The sequence below is a fragment of the Xanthomonas sacchari genome, assembly GCF_040529065.1.
GTDB lineage: Bacteria > Pseudomonadota > Gammaproteobacteria > Xanthomonadales > Xanthomonadaceae > Xanthomonas_A > Xanthomonas_A sacchari.
Genome location: NZ_CP132343.1, coordinates 815,812 through 831,510, shown reverse-complemented (window position 1 = coordinate 831,510; position 15,699 = coordinate 815,812). Strand labels below are relative to the sequence as shown.

Here is a 15,699-nt window from a genome sequence, read left to right as displayed (position 1 = left end):
GGGATGATGCCGCACGGCGCCGACGGCGTGCCCGCGCCGCGCCACCGTGCGGATCATCTGGCGCTGTTCGTCGTGCTGCTGTGCGGCGGTTACCTGGCCGCCCTGTGGTGGATCGACCGCGGTAACGGCACGTTCGCCCGGCTGGGCACGATCTGGCCGTTGCTGGCAGTGGCGGTGCTGCCGGTCTCGGCCAGCTACCTGTTCCGCTTCTGGCGCTGGCGCTGGCTGCTGCAACGGCAAGGCCATGCAGTGCCGTTCTGGCTGGGCTGGGCCGCGTACCTGGCCGGTTTCGCCTTGACCGCCACGCCCGGCAAGGCCGGGGAACTGCTGCGTATCCGCTATTTCGCCCGCATGGGCGTACCGGCCGGGCGGACGTTGGCGGTGTTCGTGTTCGAGCGCGCCTCCGACCTGCTGGTGATCCTGGCGCTGTCGCTGTTGGCTGCGCCGGTCTTCCCCACCCTGGGCACCCTCGCCGCGGTGGTGTTGGGCTTTGTCGCCCTGTTGTTCGGCGCTGCGGCCTGGCCGGCCCTGCTGGCCTGGCTGGAGGGCGTGGGCCGGCGTCTGCCCGGGCGCTGGCTGCGGGGCACGGCGCAGTTCGCCGTGTTCGCCGCCATGGAACTGCGTGCCTGCCTGGGCACCACCCAGATGGTACGCAGCCTGATCGCGGGCGCCGGCGCCTGGGGCCTGACCTCGGCGGTCTTCGTCGGCTTGTGCCACGGCCTGGGCCTGCACCTGGACCCGCTGGTCGCGTTCGGCATCTACCCGCTGGCGATGCTGATCGGCGCGCTGTCCTTCGTCCCGGGCGGGGTCGGCACCACCGAACTGGCGATCGTGCTGATGCTGGACCGGCTGGGAGTCGCCACCGCCGATGCGATCGCGGTCGCGGTGGCCGCGCGGCTGGTGACGCTCTGGTATGCGGTCGCCGTGGGCGCCCTGGCGATGGGTGCGACCGAGTTCCTGCAACGGCGTCAAGCAGACTGAGCGAGGCCAGGGCGTGTCACGGGTATAATCGCGGCCCCACTGTGCATTGCCAGGCCGCAGAATGTCCGTCCCCCCCAGCCTTCCCGCCGATCGCCCGGCTGCTTCAGGGCGCGCGCTCTGCGTGGATCTGGATGGCACGCTGCTGAATTCGGACATCCTCTACGAGTCCCTGCTGGCGCTTCTGGCGCGCAACCCGCTGTACGTGTTCCTGCTGCCGCTGTGGCTGCTGCGCGGCAAGGCCGCACTGAAGCGCGAACTGGCCGCCCGGGTCATCCTCCCGGCCGAGACCCTGCCCTACAACGAGCACGTGCTGGAGCTGCTGCGCACCACGCCGCAGCGCCCGCGCGTGCTGTGCACCGCCTCCGACCAGTTGCTGGTCGCGCCGATCGCCGCGCACCTGGGCCTGTTCGAAGAGGTCATCGCCAGCGACGGCCAGCGCAACCTGTCCGGCCGCAACAAGGCCGACGTGCTGGTGCAGCGGTTCGGCGAAGGCAATTTCGACTATGCCGGCAATGGCCGCGTGGACCTGCACGTGTGGGACAAGGCCGGCGGCGCCTGGGTGGTCAACAACGGCAACGGCTTGCGTGCGGCCGCCGCCCAGCGCACCACCGTGCATGGGCACTGGCCGGCACAGCCGCGTACCCGCGCCTGGCTCAAGGCGCTGCGCCTGCACCAGTGGCTGAAGAACCTGCTGGTGTTCGTACCGCTGCTGACCGCGCATCGCTTCCTGGAGGGCGAGTCGTTGCTGCAATCGGTCATCGCCATGGTCGCGTTCGGACTGTGCGCCTCTGGCGTCTACGTGCTCAACGACCTGCTCGACCTCACGCCCGACCGCCAGCATCCGCGCAAGCGCAAGCGGCCGTTCGCCGCCGGCCGGCTGCCGCTGCTGCAGGGCCTGTTCGCCGCACCCGCGCTGACCGTGGCCGGACTGGCGCTGTCGCTGGCCTGCAACCTGCAGTTCACCCTGGTGCTGCTGGCCTATTACGTGATGACGCTGGCGTACTCGCTGCGGCTCAAGCGCATCGTGATGATCGACGTGGTGCTGCTGGCGGCACTGTACACCGTACGCATCATCGGCGGCGCCGTGGCCATCGACCTGGAACTGTCGTTCTGGCTGCTGGCGTTCTCGATGTTCATCTTCCTCTCGCTGGCGCTGCTCAAGCGCTACACCGAACTGCACGCGATGCTCGGCAGCGGCAAGACCAAGGCCAGTGGGCGCGCCTATTCGGTGGAAGACCTGGTGCTGCTGCAGTCGATGGGCGCGGCGGCCGGCTACATCGCGGTCATGGTGATGGCGCTTTACATCAACAGCCCGGAAAGCGTGCAGTTGTACCGGCACCCGAAGCTGCTGTGGCTGATCTGCCCGGTGCTGCTGTACTGGGTCAGCCGGGTCTGGATCGTGGCGCACCGCGGCGAGATGCACGACGACCCCATCGTGTTCGCCGCCACCGACCGGGTCAGCCAGGTGGTCGTGGTGTTGTGCGGACTGTTCGCGCTGAGCGCCATCTGATGGCCGATGCCGGGCAGTCCTGGGGACGCTATCCGCACGCGACGCAGACGCTGCTGCCGATCGCCGACCGGGCGGCGGCCCTGCCGGCTTTCGCCGGCAACGCGCTGCCGCGCGGAAACGGCCGCAGCTACGGCGACAGTTGCCTCAATCCCGACGGCACCCTGCTGTGTGCGCGCGGCCTGGACCGCTTCATCGGCTTCGACCCGGCGACAGGTCGGCTGCGCTGCGAGGCCGGGGTCACGCTCGCCGAGATCATCGACCTGGTCCTGCCGCAGGGCTGGTTCCTGCCGGTGACGCCGGGCACCCGCTACGTCACCGTGGCCGGCGCCATCGCCAACGACGTGCATGGCAAGAACCATCACCGCACCGGTAACTTCGGCCACCACGTGCGCGCCTTCGAACTGCTGCGCAGCGACGGCAGCCGCCGCCTGTGCACGCCGGACGCCGATGCCGACGGCTGGTTCGCGGCCACGGTCGGTGGGCTCGGTCTGACCGGGCTGATCACCTGGGTGGAGATCCAGTTGCGCCGCGTGCCGGGTCCGGCGCTGGAAACGGAGAACATCCGCTTCGGCTCGCTTGACGAGTTCTTTGCGTTGTCCGCGGCCTCGGCCGACAGCCACGAGTACAGCGTCGCCTGGATCGACTGCCTGGCCAGCGGCCGCGCCCGCGGCCGCGGCCATTTCACCCGCGCCGATCACTGCGCCGGTCTGCCCGAGGAACGCCCGGCCTCGCCCGGCAAGGGCCTGGCGATGCCGCTGACCCCGCCCGTCTCCCTGGTCAACAAGCTGTCGCTGCGGCCGTTCAACGCGCTGTACTACTGGCGCCAGCCCGCGCGCAGCAAGCGCCGGCTGAGCCACCTGCTGCCGTTCTTCTACCCGCTGGACGGCATCCGCCACTGGAATCGCATGTACGGCCCGCGCGGCTTCCTGCAATACCAGTGCGTGCTGCCGCCGGCCACCGCGCGCGACGGCGTGGACGCGCTGCTGGCGGAAATTGCCCGCAGCGGCAGCGGTTCCTTCCTGGCCGTGCTGAAGGAATTCGGCGACGTGCCTGCACGCGGCATGCTGTCCTTCCCGCGACCGGGCACTACGCTGGCGCTGGATTTCCCCAACGATGGCGCCGAGGTGCTGCGCCTGCTGGAGCGGCTGGACCGGATTGTCGACGCAGCTGGCGGCGCTCTGTACCCTGCCAAGGACGCGCGCATGTCCGCCGCCTCGTTCCAGCGTGCCTATGCCCGCTGGCAGGACTTCAGCCGCTATCTCGATCCCCGCTTTTCTTCCGGCTTCTGGCGCCGGGTCACGGAGTGAACATGCAACGCGTCCTCATCATCGGCGCCACCTCGGCCATCGCCGAGGCCACCGCCCGGCACTACGCCGCGCGCGGCGCGGCCCTCCACCTGCTCGGCCGCCAGGCCGCGCGCCTGGACGCGATCGCGTCGGACCTGTCGGCGCGCGGCGGCAAGGCCAGCGTCGGCGTGCTCGACGTCAACGACAGCGCCGGCCATGCGGCGGCCTTCGATGCCGCCTGGGCCGCGCTGGGTGGCGTGGACGTGGTGCTGATCGCCCACGGCACGCTGCCCGACCAGGCCGCGTGCGACGCCTCGGTCGACCTATCGATGCGCGAGTTCGCCACCAACGGCACCGCGACCATCGCCCTGTGCGCCGCACTGGTACCGCGCCTGCGCACGGGCGCGACGCTGGCGGTGATCTCGTCGGTGGCCGGCGACCGCGGCCGCGCCAGCAATTACCTGTACGGCAGCGCCAAGGCCGCGGTCAGCGCCTACCTGAGCGGCCTCGGCCAGCGCCTGCGCCCGGAGGGCATCAACGTGCTCACGATCAAGCCGGGTTTCGTCGATACGCCAATGACCGCCGCCTTCAAGAAGGGCGCGCTGTGGGCCAAGCCCGACCAGATCGCCAAGGGCATCCTGCGCGCGGTGGACGGCCGCCGCGCGGTCGCCTACCTGCCCGGTTTCTGGTGGGCGATCATGTTCGTCATCAAATCCATTCCCGAATTCGTCTTCCGCAGGATCAAGCTCTGACATGACCGACAAACACGCCAAGATCGTCATCACCGGCGCCGCGGGCCTGGTCGGCCAGAACCTGATCGTCGAACTGGAGCAGCAGGGCTACACCCAGCTGGTGGCGATCGACAAGCATGCGCATAACCTGCAGATCCTGCGCGAACTGCATCCGGCCGTGCGCGTGGTCGAGGCGGATCTGGCCGAGCCTGGCGACTGGGCGCGCGAATTCGAGGGCGCGGCGTGCGTGGCCCAGTTGCACGCACAGATCACCGGCAAGACCACCGACCTGTTCACCCGCAACAACCTGACCGCGACCGCGCACGTGCTCGATGCCTGCCGCGCGGCGAAGGTGCCGTACCTGGTGCACATCAGCTCCTCGGTGGTGAACTCGGTGGCCAAGGACGACTACACCAACACCAAGCGCGCGCAGGAAGAGATGGTGGTCGCCAGCGGCCTGCGCCACTGCGTGCTGCGCCCGACCCTGATGTTCGGCTGGTTCGATCCCAAGCACCTGGGCTGGCTGTCGCGCTTCATGGCCAAGACCCCGGTGTTCCCGATTCCGGGCGATGGCCGGTTCATGCGCCAGCCGCTGTACGAGCGCGACTTCTGCCGCTGCATCGCCAAGTGCATCGAGCGCGAACCCGACGGCGATGTCTACGACATCGTCGGCGACACCCGGGTGGACTACGTCGACATCATCAAGACGATCAAGCGGGTCAAGAAACTGCACACCGTGATCGTGCATATCCCGATCGGCTTCTTCGCCTTCCTGCTGCGCGTGTATTCGCTCTTCAGCTCCAAGCCGCCGTTCACCGCCGACCAGTTGAAGGCGCTGAGCGCCGGCGACGACTTCAAGGGCGTCGATACCGAAGCGGTGTTCGGCGTGCGCCAGACGCCGTTCGAAGACGCGATCCGCGAAAGCTATACCGACCCGCGCTACAGCCACATCGTGCTCAAGCGCTGACCCGTCATACGAGACCAGAACCATGAGTACATTCGCGATCGTCGGCAGCGGCCCCATGGGCCTGATGGCTGCCATGGAACTGCTGAAGAAGGGCCACCAGGTCGACGTCTACGAACGCGACGACCGCATCGGCGGCATGTCCGCGGACTTCGACTTCGACGGCCTGCGCATCGAGCGCTATTACCACTTCATCTGCAAGACCGATTTCCCGCTGTTCAAGCTGCTTGAGGACCTGAAGCTGTCCGACCGCCTGCACTGGACGGACACCAAGATGGGCTACTACTACCAGGGCAAGCTGCACAAGTGGGGCACGCCGTTCGCGCTGCTCGGCTTCCCGCACCTGGGGCTGGTCGACAAGATCCGTTACGCCCTGCACGTCATGCACACCAAGGGCATCAGCGACTGGACCGCGCTGGACAAGGAGAACGCGCGCGACTGGATCACCCGCTGGATCGGCCCCAAGGCCTACAAGGTGATGTGGGAGAAGGCCTTCGCACTGAAGTTCTTCGAATACCAGAACGACCTGTCCGCGTCGTGGATTGGCACCCGCATCAAGCGCGTGGCGCTGTCGCGACGCAACCTGTTCAACGAAAGCATGGGCTATCTGGAGGGCGGCTCGGCCGTGCTGCTGGAGCGCATGGCCGCAGAAGTGACGCGCCTGGGCGGACGCATCCTGCTGTCGCAGCCGATCGAGGAAGTCGCCTCGGTCGACGGCAAGGTCACCGGCATCCGCACCCGCGACGGCCATCATGCCTATGACGGCGTGGTATCGACGGCCCCGATCCAGTACGTGCCCGGCATGGTGCCCGGCCTGCCCACGGCCTTCGCCGACCAGGTCGCCGCGATCGAGAACATCCCGGTCGCCTGCGTGATCCTGAAGCTGTCCAAGCCGGTCAGCGAGAACTTCTGGATGAACATCAGCGACGAGCGGATCGCCATCCCCGGCCTGATCGAGTACAGCAACCTCAACCCCGGCAAGGGTCCGGGCGAGCACATCGTGTATGCGCCCTACTACATGCCCAAGACCCACCCGAAGTGGCAGTGGAGCAACCAGCAACTGATCGACGAGGTCATCAGCTACCTGCCGATGATCAATCCGGACTTCAAGCCGGAGTGGATCCGCGCCACCCATTGCCATCGCTACGAGTACGCGCAGACCATCTGCCCGCCTGGTTTCCAGGACATGCTGCCGCCGATGAAGACGCCGCTGCAGGGCTTCTACATGGCCGATACGGCGTATTACTACCCGGAAGATCGCTCGATCAATGAGAGCATTGCAGTAGGGAGCCAGCTCGCGCGAACGGCGCTGTCGCAGGCATGATCAGTCGTCAGTTCATCGGCTTTGTGGTCGTGGGAGGCATTGCTGCCGCGGCCAACTTTTCCTCGCGAATCCTCCTGAGCCATTGGCTCGCTTATGTCCCCGCTATCGCGCTGGCCTACCTGATTGGCATGACGATCGCGTTCGTGCTTAACCGCCAGTTCGTGTTCAAAAAAGCGGGAAACGCGCTGCATAAGCAGGCGTTCTGGTTCGTGACCGTGAACATACTCGCCATCTTGCAGACGATCGCGATCAGCTTGCTGCTGGCACGCTGGCTTTTCCCATCGGTCGGGTTCAATTTTTATCCCGAAGCCGTTGCACACGCCGTGGGCGTGATCACACCCATCTTCACGAGCTTTATTGGGCACAAGCATCTGAGCTTCAAGATCGCCTCACCGCAATGAACGCGCCTCGTTGAATTCGCCCTTCACGGATATTATAAATACGATGCTCATGAAATATACCAATGCCCTCCTTTTCCCCAAAGGGCCACCCACAAGTAGCTTGACCAAGCCAGATCTGCGGATGATCTTCTTTACCGCGTTCGTGGTGATCCTGTGCACCCAGTTCGTCGGAACATTCCAGTTCCTTTTTGGCCCCGCAGTCCTTGAATCCGGCGACTTCGCGGCGAATGGCCTGCAGATTGCCAACGCAGGAGCGTTGAAGGAGCTGCTGGGAAACTATTCTCGCTGGCACTTCCACCACCCTGGCCCGGCATTCTTCTACGTCTATGCGCTCGGTGAACTGGCCTTTTTCAAGCTTTTGCACTTGGTAAACAGCCCGCATCAAGCGCATGTCCTGGCTGGCATACTCCTGCAGAGCTTTTTTGTTGCCCTCTCGGCCAGCCTCTGTGCGCTGGTGTGCGACTCCAAGAGGGCTGCAAGCACCTTGGTACTGGCTGTCATCATCGTCCTGGGCCTGACGACCTTTGGAAGTCTCTCAAGCATCTGGCCGCCTCACGTTCTGTTCGGGCCGTTTCTTCTGTTGGTGATTGCAGCAGCCGCAGCATCTAGGGGAAAGGATTCGGGTCTGATCGCACTGGCGCTTGCCTTCGGATTCTGCGTGCATGGACACATAGCGCAGGCGGCGCTGGTCGTTCCCGTCGCCGCTTATGGAACCGTCGGCTGGATCCTGAGCACGGGTAGGAATTGGCGACAGCATGCTCGGACGCTGACGTGGCTGCTTGTGATGGCGTTTGTTTTTGCGCTCCCCATTCTCATTAACGCAATTTTTGTAAGGCCATCCAACATCCAGGAAGTTCTTGCCTACCTACACGCCAACCAAGATCCGTGCCCATCTTTTCCTTCCGCCCTGCGCTACATCCTGGGTTTCTGGCTGTTTGATGCGTATCCAGAGGCCGCCGCAAGCAACAATGTCACATTAGCAAGCGCGTGGCCTGCAGCTGTTTTTCTGTGCCTCTCCGCTCTAGCGATTCTCTTTGGCCCCCTGCGTCAGCGAACTCACGGGTACAGGAATGTGGCACTCGCCGCTGTGATCGCATTGGTCATGTCCATATTCTGGGCCACGCGTATTACAGGCCCTCTCTATGAATTCAACTCGTTTTATGTCTACGCCTTGGTCGCCATCAGCTTCTTCCTGATCATGGAAGGAGCTGCAGCGCTACTACAGAAGTACGCGAAACCCATCGCGCCCGCAGTTTTTTTGCTTGCTGGGGTTTTCATTATCTTAAGTTACAAACCCCACCCGGCATTCTCGAGCGCGGAAACATATACGCTTCCGTCTCAGATCATGCCCTCCGCGAAGGGGAAAACCGTGCTCGTTGATGTGACAACTGAGTCATGGCCCATGACGACCGCACTGGTGCTTGAGCTGGTCCGTGAAGGCGCATCGGTCTACGTGAACCGCGACTGGGAGTTCATGTTCGGGAAACAGCACTCCCTTGATCTTTTATCGCTCAACACGGTTTCCAGCCCCATATTCATCAATCCGCGCAGCGGGGAGAATCCCCCGAAGCAATCGCCGCTCAACCTAGATGCATTCTGCGTACCAGCAATGGCACAAAAAATGTACGCAGGAGACCACGCCATCGGCGAGGCTATTAGGGACTGTTCTATCGCTTCGTTTTCAACCACTGAACCGACAGGCGATTTCGTTTACTCCCTGGGAAATGGCGCCGCCCTGCAGTTCAAAGCGCATCGAGGCGATCGCATGACCTTACAAGTTGCGCCCTTCCTAGGAGGAAACATCAAGGAGCAACAGGTTGAAGTCCTGCTATCTGGTAAGCGGATCTACTCTGCTGCGCTGAAGGGTTCCGCTTCCGTGGAAACCACACTTGATTGTGACTTGTGCACCCTCGAAATCAGAACGCCAAATGCGTTTAGCCCTGTTTCCGCTGGGATTGGCGGGGATGGGCGACAACTCGGCTTTGCATTGCAGCGACTCGCTATCGAGCCAGTCCACTGAGTAACGCGACGTCGGCGGCGCCTGCTTTTGCGATCGCCGCCGACGTTATTTGCCTGACGAGCCAGATGACCTACTTGCTCAGCAAAAGGGCGCCATGCATGCCAGGCAGGGTTCATCTGGATCTGATATGACAATCGGATAGCTTTCGGAAGGGCATCACCCAGAAAACTGATGGTGGAAAAACTGCATCCATTCCGTTCATGCAGACCACATTTCGGGTAGGAATTGGATTTTCCAATCGTCAATGCCGGCGGCACATTGCTCAGGTGGGGCGCTGCTCGAATCTATCGACAGTAAATAGCGCCTGTTATTAGCGCGGCTCGCAAGAACACCATGTCATGGATGCATAATGAAGCGTCCCAGCACCTTGTGAAAAAATATGGTGTTTGATGACATGACCGACCGGCGCCAGCTCTACAACAGCGCCGTGATGGAAGAGCGATTAACCGACCCAACGGCGAAGCGAAGCTCTGTCCCGGCCGTCGATTTACATCCGAGCACGGTTGTCGGGTAATCCTTCTCGCGGCCATTCCTCCGGGAATGGCTACGAGCCGAACGGAAATTCAAAAGGAGTACCGGGCGGCTCCTCTAGCGCCAAGGCGCGCTCTAATACAGCAACTTCTCCATCAATCCACGCGAAGATTCGCGCCACGTCAAAGTCCGGATATTGGCCGGCACCTTCCACCCATCAGCCACACCGCGTTCGATTTCAGCTGCCAGCGCCTCTGCATCGCCTACCGGGAAGTAGCTTGCCTCCTCGCCCGCGATCTCCTTGAAAACGTCGAGATCGCTGAGCAAAAGCGGCTTGCCGCGACTACCTGCTTCTACCACGGGCAAACCAAACCCTTCCGCGATCGACGCCTGAACCAAGACGTCCACCCTGTCCATCAAATGGTGAAGGTCCGTATCGGAAACTCCCTGCAACCAGAAAAGTCGCGTGCCCAATTGCGGATGCGATTTGAGTTGCAGCACAAGCTCTTCGACATTCCATCCATGCTTGCCGACGATGGCCAACGCGACATCACCGCCACGTGCCCACACTTTTTCGAAGGCAGCAAGGATAGTGGCGTAGTCCTTACGCGGTTCGACCGTACCAATTGCCAGGACCAGCGGTCTGGCCCCTAATCCTTCCAGCAGCGAAGCAATCGTTTCTGAAGCCTGGCCGACGACCTGGCCAGACTCCAGATCGCTGCCCAGGTGCATAGCACGCGTCCAGGGTCTTGCCACCGGATGAGCAGGCTGCTCATCCAGGAAGCGCTCAAGATCCTGCCGCGTCGCCTCAGAAATGCAGACAAATCCATCCGCAGTGGCGGCAGCATGCTCAAGCCATCTCCGGAACGCCGGCGGCATGCCAGGATCGCAGGTGTGTGGCACCAGCAAGGGGATCAGATCGTAGACCATCCAGACCACCTCGCCGCCTGCAGCCGCCACCTGGGCGTGCAGGGCATCGAATCGTTCCGGACTCCACCACGACGAATCGAGCATCAACAGCAGATCGTTCGGCTTCACCGCAACTCGCATGCCGGCGTTGACCGTGTCAATTGGCATACCCAAGTGGCTGGAGGCGTAGTCACTTGCGTATAGGATGCCGTGCTCAGTCCAGCAAATAGGCTGAACCTCCACCTGAGCATCTTCAGCTAGCGCGTGAAGGCCGGCGCAATAATTGCGGACAACACGCTGAATGCCGCTGCGTGCATCCAGTCTCACCACCTCGCTGACATCAACTAGTATTCGGCGCCGACCTCGCGCAGCCGCAGCTGTCAGGCTTCCCTCCAAAGAGCCGCCCGCATCGGGCGCAGCAATAAGAAGCTCTGACCAGGCATCGATGTCGTCCTGCGTCACTCGCAAGCGGTCGAACTCGTCGACCTTTCCAAACTGAGGCTGCGCCGCCTTCGCTTCGCCTGCCAGAGTCCGCATCGCCGTGAGCGCGGTTTCAGCACAGGACGTCCAGTCATACTTCCAAGCATGAGCCTTGACGCCGGAAACCAACACCTCGCGAAAGGCCACATCTTCCAGCGCGGCTTCAAGAAGCGATGCAGCCGCGTCGATGTCGTGCGGGTCGAACAGGCAACGCGGATCATGCACGACTTCAGGCAGACTGCCTGTGTTGGCACTTAAAACAGGCGCACCAAACGCCATTGCCTCAAGCACAGGAAGACCAAAGCCCTCATAAAACGAAGGAAAATAGAACACTCGACACGCCCGGTACAATGTCGCTAACTCGACATCGTCGACCCGGCCAAGCACGCGCACCCGCGGCGCTATCTGCGAGAAGGCCCCTGCGAGCGCCTCTTTGACATCCGTACCGACTTGGGTGAGTACAAGCAGATATTTCTTCTGGAGGCTACGCGGCAACCGTGCGAACGCCTCGACCGCTCCCATGGTGTTCTTGCGCCAGTCCCCGTTGCCGACCATCAGCACGAAGGGCGCGTCTATGCCCCGACGCGCCAAGATAGTCTCATCCACAGGTAAATCGGCCTGCGCAATGGCAAGCATGTCCGGATCGAGTCCGGCATTGATTACGTGAATCTTTTCTGGAGAAATACCCAGTTGCTCGATCAAATCTACACGTGTCGCTTGTGAGATGGACAAAAAACAATCGAATTTACTGAAACTCTCACACTTGCGCGGATACCATTCAGCTAAGAACGGATCCGGCTCAAGATAACGATCGGGGTAAAGCAGCGGTATCACATCGTATGCAATGACTGCCGTTCCGGGTCGTGGATCCGCAGCCCAGTCAATTGCGGTTGTGTAGCTGCCACGCGTTTCAAAGTGGCTGGTATGCAACAGTGCATCCACACCCAATGATTCGAAGAATCTGCCACGAAGACGAGCGGCACTTTGCATCCGCAGCGCATCATGATCGACAAAAGCGTTTGTGGGGTAGTGCATCACTGTCGTTGCCGCACGCACATACTGATGGCGCAGGCGCGATCGCGCTTGACGCAGACGCGAAGGGTCCGCGCCATCAAGCGCCAACAGGATCTCGTCGTCCTGACGCTGACGCACCATTTCGGCAACTAAGTTGTCAGCATACCTGCCGATGCCGCGATCGCGAGAATCGGTCAAGCACGCCTGCATGTCGATAGCAAGACGCACCGTACTCCCCCTACTCAGTCGTTCAGATGGAGAGTCGACGCATATCCGCGTCCACCATCATTGTGATCAGCTGTTCCAGGGAGGTCTTGGGCTTCCAACCAAGCTTCTCCATCGCCTTACCAGGATTTCCGAGCAGCACGTCCACCTCGGCCGGACGGAAAAACTTCTCGTCGATCACCAAGTGATCGTCCATGTTCAGGCCTACGTGGCCAAAGGCGATTTTGCACATGTCGCGCACCGTCGTGGTGAGGCCGGTGGCAACCACATAGTCGCCACCTTCCTCCTGCTGCGTCATCAGCCACATCGCCTCGACGTAGTCTCCGGCAAAGCCCCAATCTCGCTTCGCGTCGATATTACCAAGGCGCAGTTCGCGCTGCTTGCCCAGCTTGATCCGAGCCACGGCGTCGGTGACCTTGCGGGTCACGAACTCAATACCCCGCAGCGGGGACTCGTGGTTGAAAAGGATGCCGCTCGAAGCGTGCATTCCAAAGCTCTCGCGGTAGTTCACCGTCGCCCAGTGCGCCATCAACTTCGCAACGCCGTATGGGCTGCGCGGATAGAAGGGCGTCGACTCGCTCTGCATCTCGGCCTGGATCAGGCCAAACATCTCGCTGGTGGATGCCTGGTAGAAATGGGCTTTGTCATTGACAATGCGCACGGCCTCAAGCACGTTGAGCGCGCCAACTCCATCGACCTGGGCCGTCAGAATCGGCTGCTGCCAAGACGACCCCACGAAGCTCTGGGCACCAAGGTTGTAAACCTCATCGGCCTTGGACACATGCATGGCGCGAATAAGCGACGACAGGTCCGTCAGATCGCCATCGAGCAGGACGACATCATTGGCAATCTCCAATTCGCGCAGGCGCCACAGCGTGTCGCTGCTGCGCCGGGCAAGGATGCCATACACCTTGTAGCCTTTGGACAGCAAAAGCCGGGATAGGTAGGCACCATCCTGGCCGGTGATCCCAGTGATCAGAGCGTTCTTACTCATTGATTTTTCCTTGCATGTTCGAGAATTTCAGACAGCGTTGATTGTATGTCGAAAGCCTGAGCCCAGCCGGTATCGCGCTGGAGTTTTGCCGAACTGGCCACCATGCGCCTCTGCTCGGCCGGTCGCATCTTGGCGGGGTCCTGGCGGACTTCCACTTCGATGCCGGTGAGACGGCACATTTCAACGAGCAAATCGCGAACGCGGCGCTCTACGCCAGACGCAACAATATAGGTTTCGCCGGACTTGCCACGCGCCAGCAAAGAAGCATAGGCCGAGACGACATCGCGCACATCGCTGAAATCGCGCGTCGTATCGATATCCCCAGCTTCGATCACCGGAGGCTGCCGCCCCGCAGCAATGGCGACCACCTGCCTGGCGAGAGAAGAAAGCACGAAACGATCATTTTGGCCAGCGCCCACGTGATTGAATGGGCGCGCAATCACCACGTCGAGCTTTTCGCTGCGGTGCCACTGCAGGCAGAGTTGCTCGGCGGCCCATTTACTGACGGCATACGGGTTGCGGGGCTCTGGCAGGAGCGCCTCGTCGACAGGGAGATTGCACTCGGGCACGCGCCCGTAGATGTCACCGGAGCTGACATACAAGAACCGCCCGGTGAAGCCTTTTCGAGCAAGTGCCTGAAGCAGATGCAGCGTGCCGATCAAGTTGATCTGCAGCGTCTCCTCAGGGTCGTCGAACGACTGCGGTACGAAGCTCTGTGCAGCGAGGTGGATTACCGCATCAGGGCACGCGTCACCCAATGCACTTTCGGTTGCGGCCATATCGCGCAAGTCGGTTCCGGCCTGCAACGGCACGGCCTCGACATCACCAAAGTACCCATGAGCCACGGCATCCAGCAGATGCTTTCCGACAAACCCGCCGGCACCGGTGACAAGAAGCTTCTTGCGAACATCATTCATGTGAATTTTCCCCACGATGGGCAACGATCGCATAGTCGGGAGCGACGTGCGTGCGTGCGATGAGGCTGTTGACAGAGGGCGATCCAGGCAGCGCGTCGGGAAGCAGAGAGGGGGCGCTCAACTCGCGCGCCTCGCTGAGCCGCTCGATTCTTGCATCCGGATAACCACGCGCCTCGACGACCCAACGCAACATCTCTGGCGGCAGTGGATTGCGATGGGTGGGATCCATGTAGAAATAGATCGTCGCCACATCCAGATTCTCGGGATTCGGCGTTTCCAGGATCAGCAGGCCGCCGGGCCGCAACACGTGACGACACACGTCAAGGAACTCCACAACACGGTCAAATGGCAAGTGCTCGACCAAGTGCATCGAGGTGACCGCGCCAACGCTGCCCGCAGGCATGGCACGGAGCACGTCGACTGCATCCCCTTCGATCACATCCAAACCTCGCGCCGTCGCATCATTGGCGAAACGTGAACTGAGGTCGACGCCGCGCGCATGCAGTCCTTCGTCACGCAACAACGCGAGCCACTCCCCACGCCCACAGCCAACGTCGATGACTGGGGCCTCCAACGTCCCCGCGCCGCACTCGCGAACGAACTGCAAATAGGGACGTGCACGCGCCTGAATCAGCGACTCGGGTCCACGGAAACGATCTTCGAAAGATGAATAGAGCGCGTCCAACTGTGGCGCAAGAGCGGCACGCCGCGCTTCCTCCTCAGCCAGTTGGCCTTCGCGCGCCTCCAGACGCGACAGGATTGCCTGATCACGCTCCAGGCGAGCGGGCAGCTCTCGCGCAAAACTTGCAATCTCGACAAGCGAGGACACGTTGGATTGCACCAGAATCTCCAGCGCCTTGCGAGCCTCCCGCAACGCAGAGAGCTCATGCTCGATCGCCTCAAGGCGGCCACCCGCCTCAAGGACGACATGATTGACGTGCCGCCCCAATCGATGAACCTCGCGCGCTCCGCGCACCTCCAGCCAGTCCAATTGCTTTCCGCGACGCCCTAGGCAGAGCAGCTCATATGCCCAGGAGAGAATGGGACCCACCAGCGGCTTGCGCTTCCAGCGATGCAGCAACCAGGCAAGACGCAACCCACGTACTGGTACGCCGACAGCCATGCCTTCGGGCGAAAAGCGCAGCGAGGCGATGACTTCCAGCTTGGTCTGCGCACCTCGACGTATCGCTTCGATATTCCCGAGAAACCCGGCCGAGTCCGGCGCACGACGCAACAGCACACGATACGCATTGCTGACGAAGTCGGCATCGTCCTGGGAAAGCAGGTCGGCCACCTCATAGACTTCTCGCGGCGGCGTTGCGGGTGCCGCCGCAGTCCATATTTCAAAGTTTTCCGGCCAAAACAGGGAATCGACGCCGGTGACTCCGGTTGCCGTTTTTCTGAGTACGGCCGTATTGATCTTCCGCAGGATCTCGCCCACGCTCATTTCCATCAGCGCTGGCGGGGAGGTG

12 protein-coding genes are annotated in these 15,699 nt (G+C 62.2%); 8 read left to right on the top strand and 4 right to left on the bottom strand.

All coding sequences use genetic code 11. From position 1 onward, the window contains the following. Positions 1–3: 3 nt before the first annotated feature. From RAB71_RS03635 to RAB71_RS03600, 8 genes are all read left to right on the top strand, one after another. Positions 4–981, top strand: coding sequence for a lysylphosphatidylglycerol synthase transmembrane domain-containing protein (locus RAB71_RS03635; RefSeq protein WP_010340211.1), 978 nt, complete (start codon positions 4–6; stop codon positions 979–981). A gap of 121 nt (positions 982–1,102) precedes the next feature. Next, positions 1,103–2,491 (top strand): UbiA family prenyltransferase, encoded by a 1,389-nt coding sequence (locus RAB71_RS03630; protein ID WP_010340212.1) that lies wholly within the window; start codon positions 1,103–1,105, stop codon positions 2,489–2,491. Further along, positions 2,491–3,798, top strand: coding sequence for an FAD-binding oxidoreductase (locus RAB71_RS03625; protein ID WP_010340213.1), 1,308 nt, complete (start codon positions 2,491–2,493; stop codon positions 3,796–3,798). The genes RAB71_RS03630 and RAB71_RS03625 overlap by 1 nt, the downstream gene beginning before the upstream one ends. Before the next feature lie 2 nt (positions 3,799–3,800). Beyond that, on the top strand, positions 3,801–4,529 hold the full coding sequence (locus RAB71_RS03620; RefSeq protein WP_010340214.1) for an SDR family oxidoreductase: 729 nt from the start codon (positions 3,801–3,803) through the stop codon (positions 4,527–4,529). Between the two features lies 1 nt (position 4,530). After that, the gene (locus RAB71_RS03615; RefSeq protein ID WP_010340215.1) at positions 4,531–5,475 is read left to right on the top strand and encodes an NAD(P)-dependent oxidoreductase; all 945 of its coding nucleotides are present in this window, start codon (positions 4,531–4,533) and stop codon (positions 5,473–5,475) included. A 22-nt stretch (positions 5,476–5,497) separates the two neighbouring features. Then, a complete protein-coding gene (locus tag RAB71_RS03610; RefSeq protein ID WP_010340216.1) occupies positions 5,498–6,796 on the top strand; it encodes an NAD(P)/FAD-dependent oxidoreductase in 1,299 nt (432 codons plus the stop codon). Then, positions 6,793–7,197, top strand: a complete 405-nt coding sequence (locus tag RAB71_RS03605; RefSeq protein ID WP_010340217.1) for a GtrA family protein — start codon at positions 6,793–6,795, stop codon at positions 7,195–7,197. The genes RAB71_RS03610 and RAB71_RS03605 overlap by 4 nt, the downstream gene beginning before the upstream one ends. A 49-nt stretch (positions 7,198–7,246) precedes the next feature. After that, positions 7,247–9,217, top strand: coding sequence for a hypothetical protein (locus RAB71_RS03600; protein WP_234006605.1), 1,971 nt, complete (start codon positions 7,247–7,249; stop codon positions 9,215–9,217). A gap of 606 nt (positions 9,218–9,823) precedes the next feature. Here the strand turns inward: RAB71_RS03600 and RAB71_RS03595 are convergent. The 4 genes from RAB71_RS03595 to RAB71_RS03580 are packed head-to-tail and all read right to left on the bottom strand — an operon-like array spanning position 9,824 to position 15,674. After that, positions 9,824–12,289: a glycosyltransferase family 1 protein gene (locus RAB71_RS03595; protein ID WP_234006606.1), complete on the bottom strand. Its 2,466-nt coding sequence runs from the start codon at positions 12,287–12,289 to the stop codon at positions 9,824–9,826. A gap of 52 nt (positions 12,290–12,341) precedes the next feature. Further along, on the bottom strand, positions 12,342–13,310 hold the full coding sequence (gene gmd / locus RAB71_RS03590) for a GDP-mannose 4,6-dehydratase (protein ID WP_010340220.1): 969 nt from the start codon (positions 13,308–13,310) through the stop codon (positions 12,342–12,344). Next, complete coding sequence (locus RAB71_RS03585) at positions 13,307–14,227, bottom strand: GDP-mannose 4,6-dehydratase (protein WP_010340221.1); 921 nt, start codon at positions 14,225–14,227, stop codon at positions 13,307–13,309. The genes gmd and RAB71_RS03585 overlap by 4 nt, the downstream gene beginning before the upstream one ends. Next, positions 14,220–15,674: a methyltransferase domain-containing protein gene (locus RAB71_RS03580; RefSeq protein WP_081481865.1), complete on the bottom strand. Its 1,455-nt coding sequence runs from the start codon at positions 15,672–15,674 to the stop codon at positions 14,220–14,222. The genes RAB71_RS03585 and RAB71_RS03580 overlap by 8 nt, the downstream gene beginning before the upstream one ends. Positions 15,675–15,699 lie beyond the last annotated feature (25 nt).

Excerpts from the sequence above, each read along its gene's own strand:
- RAB71_RS03615 (WP_010340215.1), top strand. The coding sequence starts at position 4,531 with ATGACCGACAAACACGCCAAGATCGTCATCACCGGCGCCGCGGGCCTG.
- gmd (WP_010340220.1), bottom strand. The coding sequence starts at position 13,310 with ATGAGTAAGAACGCTCTGATCACTGGGATCACCGGCCAGGATGGTGCC.
- RAB71_RS03620 (WP_010340214.1), top strand. The coding sequence starts at position 3,801 with ATGCAACGCGTCCTCATCATCGGCGCCACCTCGGCCATCGCCGAGGCC.
- RAB71_RS03635 (WP_010340211.1), top strand. The coding sequence starts at position 4 with ATGATGCCGCACGGCGCCGACGGCGTGCCCGCGCCGCGCCACCGTGCG.
- RAB71_RS03610 (WP_010340216.1), top strand. The coding sequence starts at position 5,498 with ATGAGTACATTCGCGATCGTCGGCAGCGGCCCCATGGGCCTGATGGCT.
- RAB71_RS03605 (WP_010340217.1), top strand. The coding sequence starts at position 6,793 with ATGATCAGTCGTCAGTTCATCGGCTTTGTGGTCGTGGGAGGCATTGCT.
- RAB71_RS03580 (WP_081481865.1), bottom strand. The coding sequence starts at position 15,674 with ATGAGCGTGGGCGAGATCCTGCGGAAGATCAATACGGCCGTACTCAGA.
- RAB71_RS03625 (WP_010340213.1), top strand. The coding sequence starts at position 2,491 with ATGGCCGATGCCGGGCAGTCCTGGGGACGCTATCCGCACGCGACGCAG.
- RAB71_RS03585 (WP_010340221.1), bottom strand. The coding sequence starts at position 14,227 with ATGAATGATGTTCGCAAGAAGCTTCTTGTCACCGGTGCCGGCGGGTTT.
- RAB71_RS03600 (WP_234006605.1), top strand. The coding sequence starts at position 7,247 with ATGAAATATACCAATGCCCTCCTTTTCCCCAAAGGGCCACCCACAAGT.